This is a genomic window from Streptomyces sp. NRRL F-4489 (assembly GCF_001509485.1).
Taxonomy (GTDB): Bacteria; Actinomycetota; Actinomycetes; order Streptomycetales; family Streptomycetaceae; genus Streptomyces.
In genome coordinates this window covers 44,510-69,135 of sequence record NZ_LLZI01000254.1, presented here as the reverse complement: position 1 = coordinate 69,135, position 24,626 = coordinate 44,510, and the positions used below count along the sequence as shown (strand labels likewise).

Annotated in this window: 18 protein-coding genes; 9 read left to right on the top strand and 9 right to left on the bottom strand. The window is 72.0% G+C overall.

What is annotated here, in order from left to right; genetic code table 11:
* Window positions 1-116: 116 nt before the first annotated feature.
* Entirely contained in the window at window positions 117-1,127 is a 1,011-nt protein-coding gene (locus ADL22_RS25960) for a hypothetical protein (protein WP_066984617.1), read from the top strand.
* A 27-nt stretch (window positions 1,128-1,154) separates the two neighbouring features.
* On the opposite strand, the gene ADL22_RS25955 is transcribed toward ADL22_RS25960, so the two are convergent.
* Window positions 1,155-2,096 carry an NADP-dependent oxidoreductase gene (locus ADL22_RS25955; RefSeq protein ID WP_066984614.1) on the bottom strand — a complete coding sequence of 314 codons (942 nt, stop codon included), beginning with the start codon at window positions 2,094-2,096 and terminating at the stop codon, window positions 1,155-1,157.
* A gap of 189 nt (window positions 2,097-2,285) precedes the next feature.
* Here ADL22_RS25955 and ADL22_RS25950 point away from each other — a divergent pair, with 189 nt between their 5' ends.
* The gene (locus ADL22_RS25950) at window positions 2,286-3,443 is read left to right on the top strand and encodes an ABC transporter ATP-binding protein (RefSeq protein ID WP_066984608.1); all 1,158 of its coding nucleotides are present in this window, start codon (window positions 2,286-2,288) and stop codon (window positions 3,441-3,443) included.
* 91 nt (window positions 3,444-3,534) lie between these two features.
* Here ADL22_RS25950 and ADL22_RS25945 read toward each other — a convergent pair whose 3' ends face one another.
* The 3 genes from ADL22_RS25945 to ADL22_RS25935 are packed head-to-tail and all read right to left on the bottom strand — an operon-like array spanning window position 3,535 to window position 5,920.
* The gene (locus ADL22_RS25945; RefSeq protein WP_066984605.1) at window positions 3,535-4,521 is read right to left on the bottom strand and encodes an ABC transporter substrate-binding protein; all 987 of its coding nucleotides are present in this window, start codon (window positions 4,519-4,521) and stop codon (window positions 3,535-3,537) included.
* Window positions 4,518-5,192 carry an ABC transporter permease gene (locus ADL22_RS25940; protein ID WP_066984602.1) on the bottom strand — a complete coding sequence of 225 codons (675 nt, stop codon included), beginning with the start codon at window positions 5,190-5,192 and terminating at the stop codon, window positions 4,518-4,520. Before ADL22_RS25940 ends, ADL22_RS25945 begins: the two co-directional genes overlap by 4 nt.
* Complete coding sequence (locus ADL22_RS25935) at window positions 5,189-5,920, bottom strand: ABC transporter permease (protein ID WP_066984599.1); 732 nt, start codon at window positions 5,918-5,920, stop codon at window positions 5,189-5,191. The genes ADL22_RS25940 and ADL22_RS25935 overlap by 4 nt, the downstream gene beginning before the upstream one ends.
* A 175-nt stretch (window positions 5,921-6,095) precedes the next feature.
* On the opposite strand from ADL22_RS25935, the gene ADL22_RS25930 reads away from it, so the two are divergent.
* A complete protein-coding gene (locus ADL22_RS25930) occupies window positions 6,096-6,896 on the top strand; it encodes a polysaccharide deacetylase family protein (protein ID WP_066984596.1) in 801 nt (266 codons plus the stop codon).
* 52 nt (window positions 6,897-6,948) lie between these two features.
* Here the strand turns inward: ADL22_RS25930 and ADL22_RS25925 are convergent, their stop codons facing one another.
* On the bottom strand, window positions 6,949-8,226 hold the full coding sequence (locus ADL22_RS25925; protein WP_066984593.1) for an alpha/beta hydrolase: 1,278 nt from the start codon (window positions 8,224-8,226) through the stop codon (window positions 6,949-6,951).
* Window positions 8,227-9,268: 1,042 nt separating this feature from the next.
* On the opposite strand from ADL22_RS25925, the gene ADL22_RS25920 reads away from it, so the two are divergent.
* Together ADL22_RS25920 and metG are read left to right on the top strand one after the other, a co-directional pair.
* Window positions 9,269-10,480 carry a vWA domain-containing protein gene (locus ADL22_RS25920; RefSeq protein ID WP_324615612.1) on the top strand — a complete coding sequence of 404 codons (1,212 nt, stop codon included), beginning with the start codon at window positions 9,269-9,271 and terminating at the stop codon, window positions 10,478-10,480.
* 313 nt (window positions 10,481-10,793) lie between these two features.
* Window positions 10,794-12,509 carry a methionine--tRNA ligase gene (gene metG / locus ADL22_RS25915; RefSeq protein ID WP_066984590.1) on the top strand — a complete coding sequence of 572 codons (1,716 nt, stop codon included), beginning with the start codon at window positions 10,794-10,796 and terminating at the stop codon, window positions 12,507-12,509.
* A 142-nt stretch (window positions 12,510-12,651) separates the two neighbouring features.
* Here metG and aspS read toward each other — a convergent pair whose 3' ends face one another.
* From aspS to ADL22_RS25895, 4 genes are all read right to left on the bottom strand, one after another.
* Complete coding sequence (gene aspS, locus ADL22_RS25910) at window positions 12,652-14,439, bottom strand: aspartate--tRNA ligase (RefSeq protein WP_066984587.1); 1,788 nt, start codon at window positions 14,437-14,439, stop codon at window positions 12,652-12,654.
* A gap of 287 nt (window positions 14,440-14,726) precedes the next feature.
* Complete coding sequence (locus ADL22_RS25905) at window positions 14,727-15,866, bottom strand: AI-2E family transporter (RefSeq protein WP_066984584.1); 1,140 nt, start codon at window positions 15,864-15,866, stop codon at window positions 14,727-14,729.
* 158 nt (window positions 15,867-16,024) lie between these two features.
* The gene (locus ADL22_RS25900; protein ID WP_066984581.1) at window positions 16,025-16,978 is read right to left on the bottom strand and encodes a pirin family protein; all 954 of its coding nucleotides are present in this window, start codon (window positions 16,976-16,978) and stop codon (window positions 16,025-16,027) included.
* 150 nt (window positions 16,979-17,128) lie between these two features.
* The gene (locus ADL22_RS25895; protein ID WP_016571781.1) at window positions 17,129-17,599 is read right to left on the bottom strand and encodes an SseB family protein; all 471 of its coding nucleotides are present in this window, start codon (window positions 17,597-17,599) and stop codon (window positions 17,129-17,131) included.
* A gap of 189 nt (window positions 17,600-17,788) precedes the next feature.
* Between ADL22_RS25895 and ADL22_RS25890 the strand changes: the two genes are divergently transcribed.
* From ADL22_RS25890 to ADL22_RS25875, 4 genes are all read left to right on the top strand, one after another.
* Window positions 17,789-19,615: an acyl-CoA dehydrogenase gene (locus ADL22_RS25890; protein ID WP_066984578.1), complete on the top strand. Its 1,827-nt coding sequence runs from the start codon at window positions 17,789-17,791 to the stop codon at window positions 19,613-19,615.
* Window positions 19,616-19,923: 308 nt separating this feature from the next.
* Entirely contained in the window at window positions 19,924-21,219 is a 1,296-nt protein-coding gene (locus tag ADL22_RS25885; RefSeq protein WP_066984575.1) for a M18 family aminopeptidase, read from the top strand.
* Window position 21,220: 1 nt separating this feature from the next.
* Window positions 21,221-23,185, top strand: coding sequence for an AfsR/SARP family transcriptional regulator (locus ADL22_RS25880; RefSeq protein WP_066984572.1), 1,965 nt, complete (start codon window positions 21,221-21,223; stop codon window positions 23,183-23,185).
* Window positions 23,186-23,385: 200 nt separating this feature from the next.
* Window positions 23,386-24,183 (top strand): DUF4232 domain-containing protein, encoded by a 798-nt coding sequence (locus tag ADL22_RS25875; RefSeq protein ID WP_066984569.1) that lies wholly within the window; start codon window positions 23,386-23,388, stop codon window positions 24,181-24,183.
* Window positions 24,184-24,626: the final 443 nt, after the last annotated feature.

The window sequence follows — 24,626 nt, the reverse complement described above, 5'->3', positions numbered from 1 at the left end:
GGTCGCTCATCCGTACGGTCACCCGTTGGCACCGGCCCCGCTCGCGGCCGGTCACCGTACGGACTTGCCTGGAGATGGCCGTACTTCGCCGTATCAGGAAGGACCGGACCACCGCGATGCCAGCGAGCGCACCCGCACGCGCCGGCGGCCGGGGGAGGGCGGCGCCCGGCCCGCCGGCCCGGCCGTGCCGCGCCCGCGCACTGGCCGGCGGGGTGCTGCTGGTACTCGGGGCGCTGCTGCTGCCGCTGAGCCTGGCCGCCGTCTGGGCCCGCGCCGAACTCTCCGACACCGACCGCTATGTGGCCGCGGTCGCGCCGCTCGCCGGGAACCGCGCCGTCCAGGACGCGATCGTCGCCGATGTCACCAACGGCGTGATGCCCCACATCCGGCTCGACGGGCTGCTCAAGGCCGTCCCGCGCGCCGAACGGCCCGCGCTGCGGCGGAAGTTCACCCGCGGCATCCGCGAGTTCGTCGGCAAACAGGTCCGCGAGGTCGTGACCGGGCGGGGCTTCCCCGCGGTCTGGGCGGCCGTGCACCGCACCGCCCACCGGAGTCTGGACGGCGCGCTGACCGCCACCGGCAGCGCCCCGGTCACCCTCGACCTCACCCCGGTCGTCGCCCGCGTCCGGCACCAGCTGTCCGGGAACGGCCTGGGCATCGACATCGCCCGGCGGGTACCGCCGGCCGGCGCCACGATCGTGCTGCTGCGCTCCCCCGACGTCCCCGGATTCCGGGCCGGCTTCCAGGCGGTGCGCACCGGCGCGCTGCTGCTGCCGCCGACCGCCGCGCTCTGCCTGGCGGCCGGTCTGCTGCTGGTGCGGCGCCGGCGGCGGGCGCTGATCGGCGCGGCGGCCGGTTGCGCGCTGGCCTGCGCTCTGCTGTCCACCGCGCTGGCGCTGCTCCGCGCCCGGGTCCTGGACGCGCTGCCCGCCGCGGTCTCCCGGTCCGCCGCCGACGCCTACACGGACGCGCTGACGGCGCCGCTGCGGACCACCGTGTGGGGCGCGGCCGGCGCGGCGGCGCTGGTCATCGTGGTCGCCGCGGCGGGCCCGCGGGCCGCCCGCCTCCGGCGCCCGGCGGCGGGACACCGGCCGGGACCACTGCCCGGGCCGGGAGTGCCCCCGTAGCGGCCGGGGCCCGGCGGTGACGCGCGGTCAGATCGCCACGACCGTCTTGCCCTGCGCCCGCCCCGTCCGGCTCGCCCCCAGCGCCTCGGGCGCCTCCTCCAGGGAGACCTCCCGGCCGACGAGGACCGTGAGCCGCCCCGCGTCGAGGTATCCGGCGAGGATCTCCAGCAGCTGCGGGGAGGGCCGGTTGACGAAGTTGAAGCCGCGCAGATTCTGCTCGGTCAGCACATCGGCGTCGGCGGAACCGATCAGCGAGACGGCCACCCCGCCGTCCCGCACGGTCCGGGACAGCTCGATGAACCCCTCCGCGTCACTGGTCATGTCGATCAGCACGTCCACCCCGTCCGGGTGGGCCGCGAGGACCTGCTCGGCGACCGGGCCCGCGGTGTGGTCGACGGTCGCCGCGGCGCCCAGGGTGCGCATCAGCTCCGCCTTGGCCGGGCGGGCGGTGGCGATCACCTCGGCGCCGCGGCCGGCCGCGAGCTGGGTGAGGAACGTGCCGACGCCGCCGGTCGCTCCGGTGATCAGCACCCGCCGCCCCTCGCTGATCCGGGCCTCCTCCACCAGGTTGTAGGCGGTCATCCCGGCCGTCGGCACGGCGGCGGACGTCGCGTAGGTGACGCTGCGGGCCGCCGGGGCGAGCGCGGCCTCCTCGGCCACCGCGAACTCCGCGTACGAGCCGCCGCCCCGCTCCGGCCGCTGGAACTGGCCGAACACCGGGTCCCCCGCGGTGAACCGCCGTACGCCGCTGCCGACCGCCACCACCTCGCCCGCCCCGTCCGAGCCCATGACCAGGGGGAAGGACGCCTTCACGGCATCCCCGAACAGGCCGTCGGCGAGCTTCCAGTCGACGGGGTTGAGGCCGGCGGCGGCCAGCCGCACCAGGACCTCACCGGGCCCCGGCTCAGGCTCCGGCAACTCCATGAGCTGCGGTTCCTCACCGAAGGCGTTGACTGCTACGGCTCTCATGTGGCGTTCCCTTCCACCCTTCCGAGGAGGCGGCCTGGGGGATCGTAAGCACGCCGGCGGGGCCGGACGCGGCAGGACGGGAGGCGGTGCCCCGGAAGCAACTCGTACGGCCCCCGTCCCCGTTCCGTTTCCCCACTCGATTGCCCGCATCGGCGGGACCGGGGCGGGCCCGCGGGATTCAATGGCGCCATGATCCGGTTCGAGTCGGTGACCAAGCGCTACCCGGACGGAACGACCGCTGTCGACGACCTCTCCTTCGAGGTCCGCGAGGGCGAACTGGTCACCCTCGTCGGGCCGTCCGGCTGCGGCAAGACGACGACCATGATGATGGTGAACCGGCTGATCGACCCCACCAGCGGCCGGATCTTCGTGGACGGCGCGGACGTCTCGGGCGTCGACCCGGTCCGCCTGCGCCGCCGGATCGGCTACGTCATCCAGCAGACCGGCCTCTTCCCGCACCGCACCGTCCTCGACAACACCGCGACCGTGCCGTTCCTGACCGGCTGGAAGAAGGCGCGGGCCCGCGAGCGGGCCGCCGAACTCCTGGAACTGGTCGGGCTGGACCCGGCCGTCCACGGCCCGCGCTATCCGGACCAGCTCTCCGGCGGCCAGCGCCAGCGCGTCGGGGTGGCCCGCGCCCTGGCCGCCGACCCTCCGGTGCTGCTGATGGACGAGCCGTTCGGCGCCGTGGACCCGGTCGTCCGGGACCGCCTCCAGAAGGAGTTCCTGCGGCTCCAGGCCACACTGCACAAGACGGTCCTGCTGGTCACCCATGACATCGAGGAGGCCATCCGGCTCGGCGACCGGATCGCGGTCTACGGCGCCGGGCGGATCGAGCAGTTCGACACCCCCGCGCGGGTGCTCGGCGCGCCGGCCACCCCGTACGTCGCCGAATTCGTCGGCGCGGATCGGGCGTTGAAGCAGCTCGCGGTCACCCCGATCGACCGCGGCGACCTCGAGCGCCCGCCGTTCGCCCGGCTCGCCGAACCGGCCGCGGCGGCGGGAGCCCGGCTGCGGGCCGAGGGAGCGCGCTGGGCGGTGGTGCTGGACGCCGACGGCGCCCTGCACGGCTGGGTCGGCACCGAGCGGCTGGCGGACGCGGCCGGGACCGTGGCCGACCACGCCCGCCGGATGGAGGCGTGGATCCCGGCGACCGGGACCCTCAAGGCTGCGTTCAGCGAGATGCTCAAGCACGATGCCGGCTGGGTCGCGGTCCTGGACGGCCGGCGGTTCCTGGGCGTACTGACCCCGAACGCGCTGCACGAGGCGCTGCGCCGCACCATCGCACCGGAGGAACGCGGGGTGTCCCGGGGGCGGCCGGAGGTCGATTCGGTCCCCACCGAGTGAGGCGGCGGAGCGGCCGGTGTTTCACGTGAAACATCGGCCTCGGCGCGATGTTTCACGTGAAACGGCGTTCGGGGCACAGCGCTCAGGCGCCTCAGTGCTGGGGCAGCAGGCCCTTCTTCACGAGGTAGTGGCGCGCCACATCGGCGGGCAGCCGACGCCAGCTGTCGACCTGTTCGTCGAGGTGGGCCAGGTCCGCGGTGGTCAGTACGGCGTTGAGGCGGTTGAGGGCGGCCGCCGGCCGGGCCCCGCCGGCGCGGGAGCGGTTGACGACGGGGACGATGTAGTCCGCGTTCTGGAGTTTCCGGTCGTCGGCGAGGACGACGAGCCCGAACTGGTCGAGGGTGGCGTCGGTGCTGGTGGTCAGCACCATCTGGTCCTGCCCGTTCTGCACCGCCTGCTTCGCGGGGGTGGTGCCGACGCCCTTGGGGTCCACCGCGGTGATGTCGATGCCGTACGTCTTCCGCAGCCCGGGCGCGCAGAACGGCCGCCGCACGCATTCGTCCCCCGCCGCCAGCCGCACCGGGAGCCTGGCGCGGCCCAGGTCGCTGAGGGTCCGGAGGCGGTGCTCGGCGGCGTACGCGGCGCGTACCACGAAGGCGTTCTGGTCGACGGCCCGGCCCGCCGGGAGCACCGTCAGTCCGCGCGGGGCGGCCAGCCGGCGCAGCGCGGCCATGGTCGCGCCGAGGTCGGGGGAGGCGACCGGGGCGGCGGTGGGGCCGTGCTCCTTGGCGTTGAGCCAGTCCGCGAAGGTGGCGGCGTACTCGGGGACGACGTCGATCTGGCCGGACTCCAGCGCGGGTTCGTACAGCTCGCGGTTGCCGACGGTCAGCACGTGGGTGCGGTATCCGGCGTGGCCGAGCAGGGCCGCGTACATCTGGGCGAGCAGCTCGCTCTCGGTGAAGCCGGCCGAGCCGATGGCGAGCTCGTGGCTGTTCCCGGGAGAGGCGGTGAGGGCGCCGCGGTTCTCCAGGGACGGCCCGCCCGCGCAGGCCGCCGGACCGGCCAGCGCGATCAGAGCGGCCAGGGCGACGGGCACGCGGCGGGCCCGGCGGAGTGCGGCCGGGCCGGGCGCTCTCATCGCTTCCGTCCGCGCGCACGCGGCGGTGCGAGCCGCTGCACCAGCTCGAACAGCGCCTCCATCAGCAGCGCGAACACCGCGACCACCACCGCGCCGGCCACCACCTGCGGCGTACTGGCGAGGTTGAAGCCGGCGGTGATGATGCGCCCGAGCCCGCCGCCGCCCACCAGCGCGGCCAGCGTGGCGGTGGCGACGAGCTGGACGGCGGCGATCCGCACCCCGGTGAGCACCAGCGGGAGGGCCAGCGGCGCCTCCACCCGCCACACCAGCTGGGGCCCGGTCATCCCCATCCCGCGGGCCGCCCGCACCACGTCCCGGTCGACCCCGCGCATGCCGACGTAGGCGTTGGTGAGCAGCGGTGGCACGGCGAACAGCACCAGCGCGATGACGGTTGGCCACGGCCCGTGCCGCCCGATCGGGGTCAGCAGGAGCAGGACGAGGACGGCGAAGGTCGGTACGGCGCGGCCGATGTTGGCGAGGTTGACCGCGAGCGCTCCGCCCCGGCCCAGGTGGCCGAGCGTCAGGGCGACCGGCAGCGCGATCAGCGCGCTGAGGGCCAGGCAGGCGAAGGTCAGCGCGGCGTGCTCGGCGAGCCGGTGCCAGACGCCGTTCTCACCGGACCAGTTGGCGGTGGTGGTCAGCCAGGACCAGACCGCGGCGAGGGTGCTCATCCGCGCCGTCCGGAGGCGGTGAGCGGTCTCCTCCCACGGGCCGGGCGGGGGCCGCGGGCCGGCCGCCGCCAGGGGGTGAGCAGCCGCTCCAGACCGAGCAGCAGCACGTCGAAGACGACCGCGAGCAGTACGCAGAGCACGGAGGCGGTGAGCACCTGGGCCTTGAAGAAGCCGTTCATACCGGCGTAGATGAGGTTGCCCAGGCCGCCGTAGCCGACGATCGCGCCGACCGTGGTCAGGGCGACCGCGGAGACGGTGGCGATGCGCAGGCCGGCCATCGCGGCGGGCACCGCCAGCGGCAGTTCCACGGTGAGCAGTTGCCGCAGCGGCCCGTATCCCATGCCCCGGGCGGCCTCCTTGGCCTCGGCCGGGACGCCGTCCAGTCCCGCCAGGATGTTCCGGACGAGCAGGGTGAGGGAGTAGAGGGTGAGGCCGGCCACGACGAGGGTGGCGGAGAGTCCGTAGACCGGGAGCAGCAGCGAGAACATCGCCAGCGACGGGATCGTGTAGAGCACGGTGGTCGCGCCGAGCACCGGCCCCGCCGTCCAGCGCAGGCGGCGGGCCAGCAGCGCCAGCGGGAGGGCGATCACCAGCCCGAGCGCCACCGAGACCACGGTCAGCCGCACGTGCTGGGCGACCGCGTCGAGCAGGATCTGGCGGCGGGTGCTGAGGTACGCGCCGCAGATCCAGTCGTTGCGGGCCAGGCAGTCGTCCGGCGGGGCGGTCACAGCAGCAGTCCACCGCGGGCGCGGCGGGGTGTCGCGCCGGGCGCGCCCGATCGGGCTGCCACCGGTGCCGGCCGCTCCCCCACCCCCCGCTATACACCGCGTGTGTACGTCCTATGTATAGTCCCTCGGGCGCGCAGCTCAGGACCCCCGTGACCGACCCCAGGAAAGATCCCGCATGCCGAAGCAGATACCCGCGGCCCGCCGCTCCGCCCTCGCCGGGCTGCTGACCGCCGCCTCCCTGGCGCTGGCCCTCACCGGCTGCGCCACCTACGACGTCACCGCACCGGCCGACGCCCGGGCCGCCGCCGCGGACGGCGCCGGGAGCACGGACGCCAAGGGCGGGAAGGGCACCGGCGGCGAGGCCGTCGACTGCCGCAAGGCCAAGTGCGTGGCGCTGACCTTCGACGCCGGCCCGAGCGAGAACACCAACCGGCTGCTGGACGTCCTCAAGGAGAACCACGCCCACGCCACGTTCTTCATGCTCGGCAAGAACCACATCGCCGAGCGGCCCGCCGAGGTCAAGCGGATCGCCGCCGAGGGCCATGAGCTGGCCAATCACACCTGGTCCCACCAGATCCTGACGGATATCGAGCCGGACGAGGCCAAGCGCGAACTGTCCCGGGTGCAGGACGAGGTCCGCCGGATCACCGGTACGGCGCCCACCCTGATGCGCCCGCCGCAGGGCCGGACCGACCGGGAGGTCTCCCGGGTCAGCAAGGAGCTCGGGCTGGCGCAGGTCCTGTGGAGCGTGACGGCCAAGGACTACCAGACCACCGACTCCGCCCTGATCACCAAGCGGGTGCTCGACCAGACCAAGCGCGACGGCATCATCCTGCTGCACGACATCTACAAGGGCACCGTGCCCGCCGTCCCCGGCATCCTCAAGGAGCTCAAGCAGCGCGGCTACACGGTGGTCACCGTCTCCCAGCTGCTCGCCCCCGCCAAGCCCGAACCCGGCATGGTCTACCGGCCGTGAGCCGCACCCGCCGGGCGCCATGCCGCCCGGCGGGTGCGCCCGACCCGGCGGCTCACTGGTGCGGGCGCTCGGCCTCGACCTTCTTGTGGGACCGCTCGTCGCCGGGCGCCTGGGCGTCCGTGCCCTTCGACTGCCCCGGCGCCGGCTTCTGCGGCTTGTTGGGCTCGGTGTCCTGCGGGAACGTCAGCTGCTGGCTCTGCCACTCCAGGGCCGGTACGACCTCCCGCCGCCAGGTCCCGAACTGGTGGCTGCCGCGGGGCAGGATGATCGAGTCCACCCGCATCGGCGGCTTCACCGCGTGGATGAACTTCATGGTGTCGCCGTAGTCCGACTCACCCTGGCGGCTGCTGGCGACCAGCGCGGAGACCTGCGGTGCGGGCAGGTTCGCCAGCCGCCACAGCAGATCGTGCTCGCGCTGGCGCCGGGCGCCCGCCGGGCCCGGCCCGAAGAGGCTGCCGGTGGTGAGGTCGTCCTTGATCGCGTAGTCGCCGGAGAGCGAGACCGCCGAGGTGTACGCGTCCGGGTTGCGCATCGCCAGCTGGAGCGAGCAGGTGCCGCCGGACGAGTAGCCGAACGCGCCCCAGGCGCTGGGGTCGTGTCCCACCCGGTAGGTGGCCTTCATGGCGTCCGGCAGGTCCTTGGTGAAGAACGTCTCGGCCTGCGGCCCGCCCGGCACGTCCACGCACTCGGTGTCCCGCGGCGGCGCGATCGTCGGCCGCACCATCACGAGCACGGTGGGCTGCATCGTGCCCTGCGCGATCAGCCGGCCCGCGTTCTGCGGGATCTGGAGGTGCTGCGCGAGATTCATGATCCCGCCCGGATAGCCGCTGATCACGACCATGACGGGGAACCGCTGCCGGTGGAACTGCTGCTGGAAGTACTGCGGCGGCAGATACACGAAGGCCGGGTTGATGGCCCGCGTCCGGCGGCCGATGATCCGTACGGACTCGACCTTGCCCACCTTGTCGGCGGGGCCCTTCGGCAGCCCGGTCACCCGGTCGAGCCCCTGGGGGCCGGCGGGCTGGACGAGGCCGCCCTTGAGGTTGCCGACCGTGGCGTACTGGCCGTTGCCCTGGCTCACCGACGCCGGGGCCTGTTCGTTGTTGCCCAGCAGCTCGTCCCAGTTGCCGTAGAACTCGAAGTTCGCGTTCACGGCGAGGGCGAGCGCGGACACGATCGACAGCTGGGTGACCAGGATGGCGCCGAGCCTCCCCAGCACATGGCGCCATCCGTTCCGCGACAGGCGGGGCCAGAGCCACACCGTCGCGGCGACACAGACCACCGCCAGCACGATCACCGTGATTTCGAGCGACTGACTGGTCAGCCCCATGCGCCCACATCTCCCGTCACCCTCGAAAGGGTTCTTGCCTTCTCACCGGCCGCCTCCCGAGGCACAACGGGCGGCTCAGGACAATGGTCACCGGAGAAGACGGGCACATCCGCACGTCGGATACCTGCGCGACTTACTTCTTACCGAGCTCTTGCCTGTTCGTATCCCCCGCGTGATGTGCGGGAGCGCGGCCGGATGTCCGTGGCAACCGACGGAACCACGGCGATGTTTCACGTGAAACGACGTCCCGGTGAACACTCGGCGACAAGCCCTGCCATTTCACCACTTCCATCGCGTCATCAGCAGATCAGCCGCTTGGCCTCTGCGGTGAACGTCCGCAGCGGGACGGCGAGTTGCCACCCACTGACTGCCGGGCACCAACCACCGCGTCGCCAGCCGCCCACCATTTCACCCGCCGCCACATTCCGCGTCCCATAAGCCGCTTCAGTGACACGTAACGGGTCAAGCACCGCCATACAAACGCCCCATCCATGCCTTTATCGAAGATCACGCGAAATCCCGCTGAAGATCATGGCCACCCTTTCTCCCGCCGGGCACCCGATTTCCGGGCCGTTGAGGCACCGGCCGAAACCATCTCCCCGCTCAACACCCCCGTATGGCCCACCATGCGGGGCGCGGGTTCCCACGATCAGGCCGGTGCAGGCCGCTACCCTTACGTATCCGTCCTGGTCAGGGACATGTCCGCGCTTCACGGACATTCGCCGCACCCACCACACGCAAGAGAGGTCAGCCGATGGGCATTCGGAGTCTGCTGCGCAACGCTTTCGGTCGCTCCAAGGCGGCCCGCGATGGATCCGGCGCGGCGGGGAGCAGCGCCGACAAGCCGGAATCCGCAACGATCCCGGAAGCCCGCGAGGAATCCACTCCGACCGCGGCCGCCCCGGCCACGGCACCTTCCGAGGCCGAGGTCCCAGCCGCCCGTACGGCGCCCGCCGAGCCCGCAGAGCCGGCCTCCGCCCCGCCGGTGACGGCCTCTCTTCCCGCTCAGAGCAGCCCGGTTGAGCGCACACCGGAGCCCGCGGTGCCCGCCGAGGCACCGGTGCGGGACGAGGCTTCCGTACGGGACGAGCCGTCCGCCGAGGCTCCGGTGGACGCCGCGGCCGCGGTGGAGGCGCGCGCGGAAGAGGCGGCCCCGAAGGCCGTCGCGAAGCCCGAGCCCGAGGCCGAGCCTGCGACCGAGCCCGAGGCCAAGCCCGCGGCCGAGGCCGTGGCCGAGCCTGAGCCCGAGGAGAAGCAGGCCCCCGAGGCCCCCGCGCCGTCCGCCACGGAGCCCACCACCGACGCCGCCCTCGTCTCCGACCTCGTCAGCCAGGCGTTCGACAACCCGGCATCCATCGCCGCACCGACCGCAAGCGAGGAAGCCACCGAGCCGAAGCCGGAAGCGCAGCCGGAGAAGCCGGAACAGCCGGAGAATCCGGAGCAGCCGGCGGCGGAGAAGCCGCAGGCGGAGGAGCCCAGCCAGGCAGCGGAGCCCGGGGCGCCCGAGCCGGAAGCCGCCGCAACCGCCCCGGCCGCGACCACTCCGAACCCCGTCGCGGCGACCGCCCCCGGCCTGCTGCCCCTCTACGACGCGGCGCGCGCCACGCTGGAGAAGCACCAGCTCACCACCCAGCGCGCCACCGTCTACCTGGTCCTCGACCGCTCCGGGTCGATGCGCAACTACTACAAGGACGGCACGGTCCAGCACCTCGCCGAGCAGGCGCTCGCCCTCTCCGCGCACCTCGATGAAAAGGCCACCGTCCCGGTCGTCTTCTTCTCCACCGACGTCGACGGCACCGCCGAACTGGACCTCACCACCTACGAAGGCCGCATCGAGGAGCTGCACTCCGGCCTCGGCCACATGGGCCGCACCAACTACCACTGGGCGATCGAGGCCGTGGTCGCGCACTACAAGAAGTCCGGCTCGACCGACCCGGCCTTCGTCATCTTCCAGACCGACGGCGCGCCGACGTCCAAGCCCGCAGCCGAGCGGGCGCTCTGCGAGGCGGCCGGCCTCCCCGTCTTCTGGCAGTTCATCGGCTTCGGCGACCCCGAGGCCAAGGGCTTCGACTTCCTCCGGAAGCTCGATGACCTGACTGTCCCGGAGAAGCGCGTGGTCGACAACGCCGGCTTCTTCCACGCTGGCCGCGACCCGCGCGCCCTCTCGCACGAGGAGTTCTTCCAGCAGCTGATGGTGGAGTTCCCCGAGTGGCTCGCCGAGGCCCGCGCGGCCAAGGTCGTCAAGGACAGCTGAGCCGTCCACCCCCGCACTTCCCAGGCCGTGGCCGGACCCGATCGGGTCCGGCCACGGCCGTTCTCGGGACCGTTTCACGTGAAACATGGCCGGTTTCACGTGAAACATCACGGCAGGGGCGGGCAGCGGGTGCGTGATGATGGGGGAGGCGGCGGAGATGTTTCACGTGAAACCGCCGCAGGACGGGCCGCCGTCGCACCGCCCCCTCCGGGCCCGGAAAAGCACGAGCGGGGACGCGGACCCCGTCCAGTACGATATTGACGTTGCGTAAAGCAAATCATCACTCACCGTAGCGACTTGGGAGCAGCCGGCAATGGCTCGACACCTCATCACCAGCGCCCTTCCGTATATCAACGGGATCAAGCACCTGGGCAACATGGTGGGGTCCATGCTCCCGGCCGATGTGTACGCCCGGTACCTCCGGCAGCGCGGGCACGATGTCCTCTACATCTGCGCGACCGACGAGCACGGCACCCCCGCCGAGCTCGCCGCGAAGGACGCCGGGCAGTCCGTCGACGCGTTCTGCGGTGAGCAGCACGACAAGCAGAAGGCGATCTACGACGGCTTCGGGCTGCGGTTCGACCACTTCGGCCGCAGCTCGTCCCCGGAGAACGTCGAGCTGACCCAGCACTTCGCGCGCAAGCTGCACGAGAACGGCTTCATCGAGGAGCGGGCGATCCGCCAGGTCTACTCGAACGCCGACGGCCGCTTCCTCCCCGACCGCTACATCGTCGGCACCTGCCCGCACTGCGGCTACGACAAGGCGCGCGGCGACCAGTGCGAGAACTGCACCCGCGTCCTGGACCCGACGGACCTGATCGACGCCCGCTCGGCGATCAGCGGCAGCGGTGACCTGGAGGTGCGCGAGACCAAGCACCTCTTCCTGCTCCAGTCGAAGCTCCAGCACGAGGTCGAGGGCTGGCTGGAGGGCAACGGCAGCAAGGAGTGGCCGACCCTGGCGTCGTCCATCGCCCACAAGTGGCTGACCGAGGGCCTCCAGGACCGGGCGATCACCCGCGACCTGGACTGGGGCGTGCCGGTGCCGGCCGATGTGTGGCCCGAGCTGGCCGCCGAGGGCAAGGTCTTCTACGTCTGGTTCGACGCCCCGATCGAGTACATCGCCTCGACCAAGGAGTGGGCCGACCAGGCGCCGGAGGAGCGCGACTGGAAGTCCTGGTGGTACGAGGCCGCTGACGTCCGCTACACGCAGTTCATGGCCAAGGACAATGTGCCGTTCCACAGCGTGATGTTCCCGGCCACCCAGCTCGGGACCCGCGAGCCGTGGAAGAGGGTCGACTTCCTCAAGGCGTTCAACTGGCTCAACTACTACGGTGGGAAGTTCTCCACGTCGCAGCAGCGCGGCATCTTCACCGACGCGGCGCTGGAGCTGCTGCCGGCCGACTACTGGCGCTACTTCCTGATCGCCAACGCCCCGGAGTCGGACGACACGTCCTTCACCTGGGAGCTGTTCTCCTCCTCGGTGAACAAGGACCTGGCCGACACCCTCGGCAACTTCGTCAACCGCGTCCTGTCGTTCTCGCGCAAGCGGTTCGGCGACGAGGTGCCGGCCGGCGCCGAGGCCGGGGCCGCCGAGCAGAAGCTGGGCGAGGAGATCGCCCGGCTGCTCGCGGAGTACGAGGGCCACATGGAGGCGCTCCAGTTCCGCAAGGCGGCGGCCTCGCTGCGGGCCCTGTGGAGCGCGGGCAACTCCTACCTGGAGGAGAAGGCCCCGTGGCTGGAGATCAAGACCGACCAGGAGGGCGCGGCGCTGACCCTGCGCACCGCGATGAACCTCATCCACCTCTACGCGGTGGTCTCCGAGCCGTTCATCCCGGCGTCGGCGCGGGCGATGCGGGGCGCGTTCGCGCTGGAGAACGACACCGCCGCCTGGGTCACCCAGGAGGAGGCCAAGGCGCTGGCGTCGGTGCCCGCCGGGACGCCGTTCACCGTGCCGCCGGTGCTCTTCGCGAAGATCACCGAGGATGACCTGGTGGCGTACCGCGAGCGGTTCGGCGGCGGCGAGGACTGAGCGCCCGGCGCGCCGCGCTGACATACCGAGGACGCCCCCGGACCGAACCGGTCCGGGGGCGTCTTTGTCTATCGGCGCTGCCGAGGGCGGATGCGCGAGGGCCCGGAACCGCCGCCTGCGGTTCCGGGCCCTCGGCGCCGTCCTACTTGGTCGGCTTGTACGGCGTCGGCTTCGCCGGGCCGGTGCGGATGCTCAGGTGGAGCTCCTTCAGACGGGCCTCGTCGACCTCGGACGGGGCGCCCATCAGGAGGTCCTGGGCGTTGCCGTTGAGCGGGAAGGCGATGGTCTCGCGGATGTTCGGCTCGTCGGCCAGCAGCATGACGATGCGGTCGACGCCGGGGGCGATGCCACCGTGCGGCGGGGCGCCGAACTTGAAGGCGCGGAGCATGCCGCCGAACTCGGCCTCCACGGTCTCCTTGTCGTAACCGGCGATCGCGAACGCCTTGTACATGACGTCCGGCTCGTGGTTGCGGATGGCGCCGGAGGACAGCTCGGTGCCGTTGCAGACGATGTCGTACTGCCAGGCGAGGATGTCCAGCGGGTCCTTGGTCTCCAGCGCCTCCAGGCCGCCCTGCGGCATGGAGAACGGGTTGTGCGAGAACTCGATCTTGCCGGTGTCGGCGTCCCGCTCGAACATCGGGAAGTCGACGATCCAGCAGAAGCGGAACTCGTTCTCCACGAAGTGACCGGCGCGCTTGGCGGCCTCGACGCGGACCGCGCCCATGATCTTGGAGACCTCGTCGAACTCGCCCGCGCCGAAGAAGACGGCGTGGCCGGGCTTGAGGTCGAGGGCCGCGACCAGCGCCTTGACGTCGTCGTCGGTGAGGAACTTGGCGATCGGGCCGCTGAGGGCGTGGCCCTCGCCGACGCGAATCCAGGCCAGGCCCTTGGCGCCCTGCGCGACGGCGAACTCGCCGAGCTGGTCGAAGAACTTCCGCGGCTGGTCGGCGGTGTCCGGCACGGCGAGCGCGCGGACGTGCTTGCCGGCGAACGCCTTGAACCCGGAGCCGGCGAAGACGTCGGAGACGTCCACCAGCTCCAGCTCGGCGCGCAGGTCCGGCTTGTCGGAGCCGTACTTCAGCATCGCCTCGCGGAACGGGATGCGCGGGAAGGGCGAGGTGACCGCGCGGCCGTTGCCGAACTCGGTGAACAGCTCGGTCATCAGCTTCTCGACGGGCTGGAAGACGTCCTCCTGCTCGACGAAGCTCATCTCGATGTCGAGCTGGTAGAACTCGCCCGGCGAGCGGTCGGCGCGGGCGTCCTCGTCGCGGAAGCAGGGCGCGATCTGGAAGTAGCGGTCGAAGCCGGCGATCATCAGCAGCTGCTTGAACTGCTGCGGCGCCTGCGGCAGCGCGTAGAACTTGCCGGCGTGCAGACGGGACGGGACCAGGAAGTCGCGGGCGCCCTCGGGGGAGGTCGCGGACAGGATCGGGGTCGCCATCTCGTTGAAGCCGAGGGCCACCATCTTGTGGCGGATCGCGGAGATCACGGCGGTGCGCAGCATGATGTTGCGGTGCATCCGCTCGCGGCGCAGGTCGAGGAAGCGGTATTCGAGGCGCTTCTCCTCGTTGACGCCGTCCTCGGCGTTGATCGTGAAGGGGATCTGCTCGGCGGCGCCGAGCACCTCGACCTCGGTGACCTCGATCTCGATCTCGCCGGTCGGCAGGTCGGGGTTGACGTTCTCGGCGCCGCGGGCGCTGACCTTGCCGTCGACGCGGACGACGGTCTCCTTGGTCAGCGAACCGAGGACCTCGTTGGCCGGGGTGCCGGGGCGGGCGACGAGCTGCACGAGACCGTAGTGGTCGCGGAGATCGATGAAGAGGATGCCGCCCAGGTCACGTCGATTGTGCAGCCAGCCGCTGAGACGGACGTCGGTGTTGACGTCCGCGGCTCGGAGCTCGCCGCAGTTATGGGACCGGTACCGATGCATCGCTCATCCAAGTCGTCGCGAGTCGAGGTGGGGAGCTGACGGGCGTCCGGGGGAGATGCGGGGCTCGCGCCCGATCGATCGCCTTGTGGACCACCCGAAAGACCACCCCAGGAATGGCATAACCGCTCCAGGTTACCGTCCGGCCCCGGGGTCCTGGTTGACATATCCCCCTCAGCGTCCCCCGCGCGTGAGGGCGGGCCTTTCGGCTGCGACGGCGGTCACGTCCGGCTCGCCACCCGCAGGGCATCAAATTCCCCCAAAGTGATGCAATACGCACCAAGCGCGCTCTACGAGGACGCCGGCCCGGCCGGGGAGTCGTCGGACGCCTCGGTGCCGGAGCCCACCACGTAGTGCTTGCGCAATTCGTGGAGGACTCCCGAGACGGCCGCGGTCAGCGGGACGGACAGCAGCATGCCGAGGATCCCGGCGACGCTGGCTCCCGCGGTGATCGCCAGCATCACGACCGCCGGATGCATCTGCACGGTGCGGCTCTGAATCATCGGCTGGAGCACATGGCCCTCCAGCACCTGCACGGCGACGACCACACCGAGCGCCCAGAGCGCGATCACGACGCCGCGGTCCGCGAACGCCACCAGGATCGCCACCGCGCCGGAGATGAAGGCGCCGAGGTAAGGGATGTAGGCGCCGACGAAGACCAGCGCGCCCAGGCCGAAGGCGCCCGGCACCTTCAGGATCAGCAGCCCGACGGTGATGCAGAGGGCGTCGATCAGCGCGATGAAGGTGGTGCCGCGCATGAAGCCCTCGATGGACTGGAAGCCGCGCCGGGCCATCCGTTCCAGCTGCGGCCCCGCGTTGCGGGGCGCCCACTCGTGCAGCGCGCGGACCGCCTTGTCCGAGTCCCGCAGGAAGAAGAACGTCAGCAGCAGGGCCAGCACCGCCGCGGCGATGAACTGGCCGACGATGCTCACCCCGGCGAGCAGCCCCGAGGCCGCGGTGCTGCCGAACTTGCTGACCAGCGTCTTGGCGTTGGTGGCGAGGTCGCTGAGCGAGTGGCCGGCCGTGCCGAAGCGCTGGGAGAGGTCCGACGCCGCCTGCTTGAGCGAGGCGATGATCTGGTCACCGGTCTCCACCAGCGCGCTGACCACGATGTATCCGGCGCCGCCGACGACGACCACCAGCACCGCGCAGGTCAGGCCGGCCGCCAGCGACCGGTTGAGGCGCATCGTCACCAGCCGCCGGTACAGCGGCCCGAGCAGCGCACTGCCCAGCAGCGCCAGCAGGACGGGCGTGACCGCCGCGCTCAGTTCGACGCAGAGCCAGACGCCGACGGCCACCACCGCCGCGACCAGCAGTCCGGCCGCGCACCAGGCGGCGGCACGACGGGCCTCGATCGGGAGCAGCGGCGGGGAGTGCGGCGGCCGTCCGGGCTCGGCACCGCTCCGGTCTTGATCCGAGTCGTTTCGCACCCCGACAGTCCACCACGCCCCGGCGGCCGTTGACGTGCTTGGCCGGTTCGTCGCGGCTCCGACCGCGGCGCGTACGGCCGTGTTTCACGTGAAACATGCGCGCGGGGGCGATGTTTCACGTGAAACACCGCCCCCGCGGTCCCGCCGCCGGCGGCCGCTCAAACCTCGTCGGCGGGAATCGTGCCCAGCCGCCCGGCCTGGAAGTCCTCGAAGGCCTGGGCCAGTTCGGCGTGGGTGTTCATGACGAACGGGCCGTAGTGCATCATCGGCTCGCGGATCGGCAGACCGCCGAGCAGCACCACCTCGAAGTTCGGGCTGCGCGACTCCTGGCTCTCGTCGGCCCGGATCGTGAGGGCGTCGCCCTCGCCGAAGACGACCGCCTGCCCCATGTGGAACGGGCGGCCTTCCGCACCGGCCGTGCCGCGTCCGGACAGGGCGTAGGCGAGGCCGTTGAAGTCCGTGCGCCAGGGGAGCGTCACCTCGGCCCCGGGGTTCACGGTCAGGTGCATCATCGTGATCGGGGTGTGGGTGATACCCGGCCCGCGGTGGCCGTCGATGTCGCCGGCGATCAGCCGCAGCAGCGCACCGCCGTCGGTGGAGGTCAGCAGCTTGACCTGGCCGCCGCCGATGTCCTGGTAGCGCGGCGCCATCATCTTGTCGCTCTTCGGGAGGTTCACCCACAGCTGGAGGCCGTGGAAGAGCCCGCCGGACATGACGAGCGACTCCGGCGGCGCCTCGATGTGCAGCAGACCGGAGCCCGCCGTCATCCACTGGGTGTCGCCGTCGTTGATGACCCCGCCGCCACCGTGCGAGTCGCGGTGCACGAAGGTGCCGTCGAGCAGGTACGTCACGGTCTCGAAGCCCCGGTGCGGGTGCCAGGGGGTGCCCTTGGGCTCTCCGGGCGCGTACTCCACCTCGCCCATCTGATCCATCATGATGAACGGGTCGAGGTACGCGTAGGCGATGCCGGCGAAGGCGCGGCGCACCGGGAAGCCCTCGCCCTCGAAACCGGTCGGTGCGGTGCTGACGGCCAGCACGGGCCGCGTGCGCGCCCCGGCGGGTGCGGCCACCCTCGGCAGGGTCAGCGGGTTCTCCACAGTCACAGCGGGCATGACGGCCTCCTCGGTCGTTCGCTTTTCAATAACTTAGTTGAAAGATGAACAACCAGCAAGGCGTGCGGTATTCCGTTGTCAGACGCGGTGGCGTTCCCGCAGGTCAGCGGGGCGCGAAAGGTGGCGGCGCGGGCCGCGCGGGGGTGGCGGTCAGCCGTACATCCGGCGCATCGCGAAGTCGACCATCTGCTCCACGGCCTTGGCGTCGAAGACCATCCGGTGGTCGCCCTCCATGTCGAGGACGAAGCCGTAGCCGGTCGGCAGCAGGTCGAGCACCTCGGCGCCGGTGATCACGAAGTACTTGGACTCCTTGCCCGCGTACCGCCGCAGCTCCTTGAGCGAGGTGAACATCGGGATCACCGGCTGCTGGGTGTTGTGCAGCGCCAGGAAGCCGGGGTTGTCACCGCGCGGGCAGTAGACCTTGGACGTCGAGAAGATGCCCTGGAAGTCCTCGGCGGACATCGACCCGGTGGTGAAGGCGCGCACCGCGTCGGCCAGGGACGGCGGGGACGGCTCCGGATACAGCGGCTGCTCGCCATAGCCCCCGGGGGCCGGTTGCTGCGGCGGGGGCGGCGCTCCGTACTGCTGCCCGGCACCCGCGTTCTGGTCGTAGCCGTACATGCGGCACAGCGTACTGATTCGGGGCGGAGGCGGGGGACGCTCGTCACAGATCGGCCGCAAGGGGTTGCTTCTTATTACCGGTGGGTAGCATCATCGTAGCTACTTGCTGGTATTGCGTATCGAGGTCCCTACCTCGCATCGAGGTCTTCCTCGTACGAGGCCCTCCCGAACCCTTACGGAGCCGTACCCATGGGGCACTACAAGTCGAATCTCCGCGACATCGAGTTCAACCTCTTCGAGGTGTTCGGCCGCGACAGCGTGTACGGCACCGGGCCGTTCGCGGAGATGGACGTCGACACCGCCAAGAGCGTGCTCTCCGAGATCGCCCGCCTGTCGGAGAACGAACTGGCCGATTCCTTCGTCGACGCGGACCGGAACCCCCCGGTCTTCGACCCGGACACCAACACCGCGCCGGTGCCGGACACGTTCAAGAAGAGCTACCAGGCGTACATGGACGCCGAGTGGTGGCGGCTGGGCATCCCGGAGGAGATCGGCGGCACCACCTCGCCGCGCTCGCTCCTGTGGGCCTTCGCCGAGACGATCCTGGGCGCCAACCCCGCCGTGTGGATGTATGCCTCCGGCCCCGCCTTCGCCGGCGTCCTCTTCGAGGAGGGCACCGACCAGCAGAAGCACATCGCCAAGATCGCGGTGGAGAAGGGCTGGGGCTCCACCATGGTGCTGACCGAGCCCGACGCCGGCTCGGACGTCGGCGCCGGCCGCACCAAGGCGGTCCAGCAGGAGGACGGCTCCTGGCACATCGAGGGCGTGAAGCGCTTCATCACCTCCGGTGAGCACGACATGGCGGAGAACATCCTCCACTACGTCCTCGCCCGCCCCGAGGGCCACGGCCCCGGCACCAAGGGCCTGTCGCTCTTCCTGGTGCCGAAGTACGAGTTCGACTTCGAGACCGGTGAGCTGGGCGAGCGCAACGGCGTCTACGCCACCAACGTCGAGCACAAGATGGGCCTGAAGGCGTCCAACACCTGCGAGATGACCTTCGGCGACCGCCACCCCGCCAAGGGCTGGCTGATCGGCGACAAGCACGACGGCATCCGCCAGATGTTCCGGATCATCGAGTTCGCCCGGATGATGGTCGGCACGAAGGCGATAGCCACCCTCTCGACCGGTTACCTCAACGCCCTGGAGTACGCCAAGGAGCGCGTGCAGGGCCCGGACCTGGCGGCGTTCACCGACAAGACCGCCCCGCGTGTGACGATCACCCACCACCCCGACGTCCGCCGCTCGCTGATGACGCAGAAGGCGTACGCCGAGGGCATGCGCGCCCTGGTGCTCTACACCGCCACGATCCAGGACGAGATCCTGGTCAAGGAGGCCGCGGGCGAGGACGCCTCCGCCGAGCACGCGCTCAACGACCTCCTGCTGCCGATCGTCAAGGGCTACGGCTCGGAGAAGTCCTACGAGCAGCTGGCCCAGTCGCTGCAGACCTTCGGCGGCTCCGGCTACCTCCAGGAGTACCCGATCGAGCAGTACATCCGGGACTCCAAGATCGACACCCTCTACGAGGGCACCACCGCCATCCAGGGCCAGGACTTCTTCTTCCGGAAGATCGTCCGCAACCAGGGTGCCGCGCTGACCAGGCTCTCCGAGACGATCAAGAAGTTCCTGGCCGACGCCGAGGGCGGCGCGGAGCTGGAGCAGGCCCGCGGCGAGCTGGCCAAGGCCGCCGGCGACCTGGAGGCGATCGTCGGCGCCATGCTGACCGACCTCGCCGCCACCGAGAAGGACGTCAAGTCCATCTACAAGGTCGGGCTGAACACCACCCGCCTGCTGATGGCCTCCGGTGACGTCGTCGTGGGCTACCTCCTCCTCAAGGGCGCCGCGGTGGCGGCCGGGAAGCTGGAGGGCGCGTCGTCCAAGGACAAGCCGTTCTACCAGGGCAAGATCGCGGCCGCGAAGTTCTTCGCGCACAACGTCCTGCCGGGTGTCGCGGTGCAGCGGGCGCTCGCCGAGTCCGTCGACCAGTCCCTGATGGAGCTGGACGAGGCCGCGTTCTAAGGGACGCGCCGGAAGCGGCCGGTCCGGGAAGCTGTTCCCGGACCGTCACCGGCTTCTCAGAAAGCTCTCAGAATCACTGAGGACACTGTGGGGGCCCGCCTCTCTTCCCCCGGCGAGGCGGGCCTCCCTCTTTTCCCGTGCCGGACGGCACGGACGGGCCCCTGGTGCCGCCGCGGCCGGCCCGGGCCGACGGCACGGCGCGCCGGCCGCGCCACCGCCCCGGAAATGCGGAAATCGTGGCCGGAAGGCAATGCAGTCGCGCCCCGGGGGCACACGGTGGAACGGAGTTGGCTCCTTATGCTGAATCCATGACCAACTCCGCCCGCTTCGACCGCGGCCACACCGACGACCTGATGTCCTTCCTCGCCGCCAGCCCCTCGCCGTACCACGCGGTGGCGAACGCGGCGGAGCGGCTGGAGAAGGCCGGTTTCCGGCAGGTCGCGGAGACCGACGAGTGGGACGGCCGGAGCGGCGGCCGGTACGTCCTCCGCGGCGGCGCGATCATCGCCTGGTACGTCCCCGAAGGCGCGGAACCGTCGACCCCCTTCCGCATCGTGGGGGCACACACCGACTCCCCCAACCTCCGCGTCAAACCGATCCCGGACACCGGCTCCCGCGGCTGGCGGCAGATCGCCGTGGAAATCTACGGCGGCACGCTGCTCAACACCTGGCTCGACCGCGACCTCGGGCTCAGCGGCCGGATCACGCTCGCCGACGGCAGCGACCGGCTGGTCCACGTGGACCGGGCGCTGCTGCGCGTCCCGCAGCTGGCCGTGCACCTGGACCGCTCGGTGAACTCCGAGGGCCTCAAGCTCGACAAGCAGCGCCATATGACGCCGATCTGGGGCCTGGGCGAGGTCGCCGAGGGCGATCTGATCGCGTTCGTGGCGGAGGAGGCCGGGGTCCCCGCCGAGGACGTCAAGGGCTGGGACCTGATGGTGCACAGCGTGGAGCCGCCCGCCTATCTCGGACGCGACCGTGAGCTGCTCGCCGGGCCGCGGATGGACAACCTCCTGTCCGTGCACGCCGGTACGGCCGCGCTCGCCGCGGCGGCCACCTCCGACACGCGGCCGGCCGCCATCCCGGTGCTCGCCGCGTTCGACCACGAGGAGAACGGCAGCCAGTCGGACACCGGCGCGGACGGCCCGCTGCTCGGCACGGTGCTGGAGCGTTCGGTCTTCGCCCGCGGCGGGACGTACGAGGACCGGGCGCGGGCCTTCGCGGGCACCATCTGCCTGTCGTCGGACACCGGCCACGCCGTGCACCCCAACTACAGCGAGCGGCACGAGCCGGGGCACCACCCGATGCCCAACGGCGGGCCGATCCTGAAGGTGAACGTCAACCAGCGGTACGCGACGGACGGCAGCGGCCGGGCGGTCTTCGCCGCGGCCTGCGAGCGGGCCGGGGTGCCGTGGCAGTCCTTCGTGTCCCACAACGCCATGCCGTGCGGCACCACGATCGGTCCGATCACCGCCGCCCGGCACGGCATCCGGACGGTGGACATCGGCGTCGCGATCCTGTCCATGCACTCGGCCCGCGAGCTGTGCGGCGCCGAGGACCCGTATCTGCTCGCGAACGCCCTGACGGCCTTCCTGGAGAGCTGAGTTGGACTTCTCGCTGCTCGGCCCGATCTGCGTGACGAACGGCTCGCAGGAGCTGTCGCTCGGGCCCGCCAAACGGCGCAGTGTGCTGGCACTGCTGCTCCTGCAGCCCAACACCACCGTTCCACTGGAGCAGTTGATCGACTCCCTGTGGGAGGACGAGCCGCCCGAGCACGCCCGCACGGTCGTCCAGGGGCATGTCTCGCGGCTGCGCGCCACCCTCGCCGCGGGCGGCGCCGAGGCGTACGGAATCGAGCTGGCCACCCACGGCTCGGCCTATCTGCTGCGGCTGCCGGAAGAACTGATCGACGCCCACCGGTTCGGTGAACTGGTGGCGCTGGCCCGGCCGGAGGCCGCGCCGGCCGACGCCGTACCGCTGCTGCGGGAGGCGCTGGGGCTGTGGCGCGGGCCGGCGCTGACCGGCACGGTCACCAGCCCGCCGTTCGCCGCCGCCGCGCACGCCCTGGAGGAGCGCCGGCTGACCGCCGTCGAGGCGCTGGCCCGGGCGTACGGCGCGCTCGGCGAGCACGAGCAGGCCGCGACGGTGCTCTACTCGGCGGCGGTCAGCCATCCGCTGCGGGAAGGGCTGATCGCCGCGCTGATGCGGGCGCTGTTCCGGACCGGGCGGCAGTCCGACGCGCTGGAGTGGTACCACCGCACCCGGCGGCTGCTCAGCGAGGAACTGGGCGTCGACCCCGGCGAGCGGCTGCGCGCGGCGTACGAGGAGATCCTGCGGGCGGAGGCCACGGACGGCGGTCCGGCGTCCGGGCGCGGGGGCCGGGGCGGGCCGGCGGACGGGCAGACGTTTCACGTGAAACATCGCGCCGGGGAGCCGTCCGGTGCCGGGCAGCCGGGACCGTCCGGCGCGGAGGCCGGCGCGCGATCCGGTCGGCCCCGGGCCGGTGCGGCGCCGCGGCTGCTGCCGAGGCCGCCCGCCCGCTTCCTGGGCCGGGAGGGCCAACTGGCCGCGCTGACCGAGGCGTTGCTGGACCGTACGACCGGGGAGAGCCCGCTGGCGGTGGTGGCGGGCCCGGCCGGGGTCGGCAAGACCGCGTGCGCCGTGCAGTGGGCGCACCTGCGGGCCGGGGCGTTTCCGGACGGGCAGCTCTTCGCGGATCTGCGCGGTTTCGGCGAGGGCGACGAGGCGGCGCCGGCCGAGATCCTGCGCGACTTCCTCCAGGCGCTCGGCACGCCCCCGGACCGGGTGCCCGGCTCCGCGCAGGCCGCCTCCGCGCTGTTCCGCTCGCTGGTCGCCGAACGGCGCCTGCTGGTCGTGCTGGACAACGCGCGGAGTTCGGCGCAGGTGCGGCCGCTGCTGCCCGGCGGCCCGCACTGCGCCACGGTCGTCACCAGCCGCAGCCGGCTCGACGGGCTGGTCGCCACCGATTGCGCCCGTCCGGTCGGGCTCCAGGCGCTGGGCCACGACGAGGGCACCGCCTTGCTCGGGGCGATGCTCGGGCCCGACCGGGTCGCGGAGGATCCGGCCGCCGCCCGCGAACTGGTGGATCTGTGCGACGGGTTGCCGCTGGCGCTGCGGGCCGCGGCCGCCCAGCTGACCGCCCGGCCGCGCTGGCGGCTGGCCCGGCTGGCCTCCGCGCTGCGCGACGAGCGGCGGCGGCTGGCGCTGCTGTCGGCGGAGGACACCGGCATCGCGGCGGCGCTGCGGATGTCCGTGGCCCGGCTGTCCGCGGACGACGCCCGGCTGCTCCGCGCGCTGGCGAACAGTCCGGACGGGCATCTCAACGCGTCGGCCGCGGCGGCGCTCGCCGGATACGACCAGGAGCGCACCCAGGACGGGCTCGAACGGCTCGCGGAGATGCACTTGGTGGACGAGGAGGCCACCGACGTCTACACGATCAGCGCCCTGACCCAGCTGTTCGCCCGGGACCAGGACGGCGCGGGACCACGCCGGGAGAGCGGGGACGCGGCGGAGTCCGGCGAGCCGGGCGGGCGCCCGGGCGGTGGCTGACCGGGCGGGCAGATGAGCCGGCGGGCGACGGGCCGGGACGGACGCGGGGGACGGGCAACGGACGGGCGTTAGGCAAGCGTTAGCCGCACGGCAGCGGCGGTCGGCAGTCTGGTGGACGTACCGCAGGACAGACCGGGCCGGCCGAAGCCGTACCCGGGCCGGAGAGCGCACCCAGCGCCCGTCAGACCGGGGGACCCGACATGCCGCGCACCGACGCCGCCACCGCCCGCACCTCGTCCCGTGCCGTTCGCCGCCGTACGCTGCGGATCGCCGCGGCCGGGCTGACCGCGGTCGCCGCGCTCACGCTGACCGCGTGCGGCGGCCAGAGCGACCCGCTGAAGACCAGCGACGCCAAGCCGTTCAACCCCGCGCCCCAGGACGCCAACGACCCGGCCGCCAACGCCCTGCGCGACGGCAAGGGCGGCGCCTCCTCGGCGGACCAGGGCAGCGGCGGAACGGCCGGGAAGAGCGGCGGCACGGGCTCGGCGCCGGTCGCGGACGGCGCGCCGGTCGCGGGCAAGCAGGGCGGCGCGGCGCCGGCCGCCACCGGCCGCGGCAAGGGGACCGGGGCCCGGCAGACGGCCTGCGACGTCACAAAGATCCGGATCACGGCGAAGCCGCTGACCCGGCCGATCAACCACCTGATGCTGGTGGCCACCAACACCTCCGGCGTCCGCTGCGACCTGTACGCCGCGCCGGCCCTGCGGTTCGACGAGGCCCAGTCGCCGGTGGCCGAGCTGCCGGACAGCAAGCCGCAGGCGGTGGTGAGCCTGGAGCCGGGGGAGTCGGGTTACGCAGGGGTGCTGCTGTCCGGCGCGGACGGCGCCGAGAACGGCCGCACGGTGACCTCGCTGACCGTCTACCTCGCCCGCCGCGACGGGCAGGGCAGCACCGACGGGTCGGCGAAGGTGGCCCTGCCGGGCGGGTCGGCCTACCTGGATGACAGCGCGCGGGTGACGTACTGGCAGACGGACCCGAACACGGCGGCGTCCTGGTAGTCCGCCCGCCGGGTGATCCCGGCGGCGGCCCGGTTGACGACCGCCCCTGAAGCAGGGCGCCCGCGACTCCCCCAGCGGGCGCCCTTTCGTCTGCCCGGCATCCGTCCGCCACCGCCCCGGGCAGGGCCAGCGCGCCACGACCCGGCCGCCGCTGTCCCGTCACGTCCCACCGGCCCCCTGCCGGTGTCCCGCGATCCTCCGCCGACCGGACCAACGCCGCAGGTCAGCGCTCTGCGGGACGGCAGCCGCATCCCACGGAGCGGGGAACGGCGGCCCGGCTCCCGCAGTGTGCCCCACCATGGTCTCCATGGCCGCCGGAGCGGGTGGACAGCACCCGCCCGGCGATGTTTCACGTGAAACATCGGTCGGTTGTTTCACGTGAAACATCACCGAAGGATCCGCGTTCGTTCCGGATCACGTCACGAGAGGCACTTCCGTCGCAG

What these genes read in the sequence shown, in the direction of transcription:
- ADL22_RS25925 (WP_066984593.1), bottom strand. Translation starts at nt 8,226, where the DNA reads ATGGGGCTGACCAGTCAGTCGCTCGAAATCACGGTGATCGTGCTGGCG.
- ADL22_RS25955 (WP_066984614.1), bottom strand. Translation starts at nt 2,096, where the DNA reads ATGAGAGCCGTAGCAGTCAACGCCTTCGGTGAGGAACCGCAGCTCATG.
- ADL22_RS25875 (WP_066984569.1), top strand. Translation starts at nt 23,386, where the DNA reads ATGCCGCGCACCGACGCCGCCACCGCCCGCACCTCGTCCCGTGCCGTT.
- ADL22_RS25960 (WP_066984617.1), top strand. Translation starts at nt 117, where the DNA reads ATGCCAGCGAGCGCACCCGCACGCGCCGGCGGCCGGGGGAGGGCGGCG.
- ADL22_RS25900 (WP_066984581.1), bottom strand. Translation starts at nt 16,978, where the DNA reads ATGCCCGCTGTGACTGTGGAGAACCCGCTGACCCTGCCGAGGGTGGCC.
- metG (WP_066984590.1), top strand. Translation starts at nt 10,794, where the DNA reads ATGGCTCGACACCTCATCACCAGCGCCCTTCCGTATATCAACGGGATC.
- aspS (WP_066984587.1), bottom strand. Translation starts at nt 14,439, where the DNA reads ATGCATCGGTACCGGTCCCATAACTGCGGCGAGCTCCGAGCCGCGGAC.
- ADL22_RS25930 (WP_066984596.1), top strand. Translation starts at nt 6,096, where the DNA reads ATGCCGAAGCAGATACCCGCGGCCCGCCGCTCCGCCCTCGCCGGGCTG.
- ADL22_RS25945 (WP_066984605.1), bottom strand. Translation starts at nt 4,521, where the DNA reads ATGAGAGCGCCCGGCCCGGCCGCACTCCGCCGGGCCCGCCGCGTGCCC.
- ADL22_RS25940 (WP_066984602.1), bottom strand. Translation starts at nt 5,192, where the DNA reads ATGAGCACCCTCGCCGCGGTCTGGTCCTGGCTGACCACCACCGCCAAC.
- ADL22_RS25895 (WP_016571781.1), bottom strand. Translation starts at nt 17,599, where the DNA reads ATGTACGGCTACGACCAGAACGCGGGTGCCGGGCAGCAGTACGGAGCG.
- ADL22_RS25950 (WP_066984608.1), top strand. Translation starts at nt 2,286, where the DNA reads ATGATCCGGTTCGAGTCGGTGACCAAGCGCTACCCGGACGGAACGACC.
- ADL22_RS25885 (WP_066984575.1), top strand. Translation starts at nt 19,924, where the DNA reads ATGACCAACTCCGCCCGCTTCGACCGCGGCCACACCGACGACCTGATG.
- ADL22_RS25890 (WP_066984578.1), top strand. Translation starts at nt 17,789, where the DNA reads ATGGGGCACTACAAGTCGAATCTCCGCGACATCGAGTTCAACCTCTTC.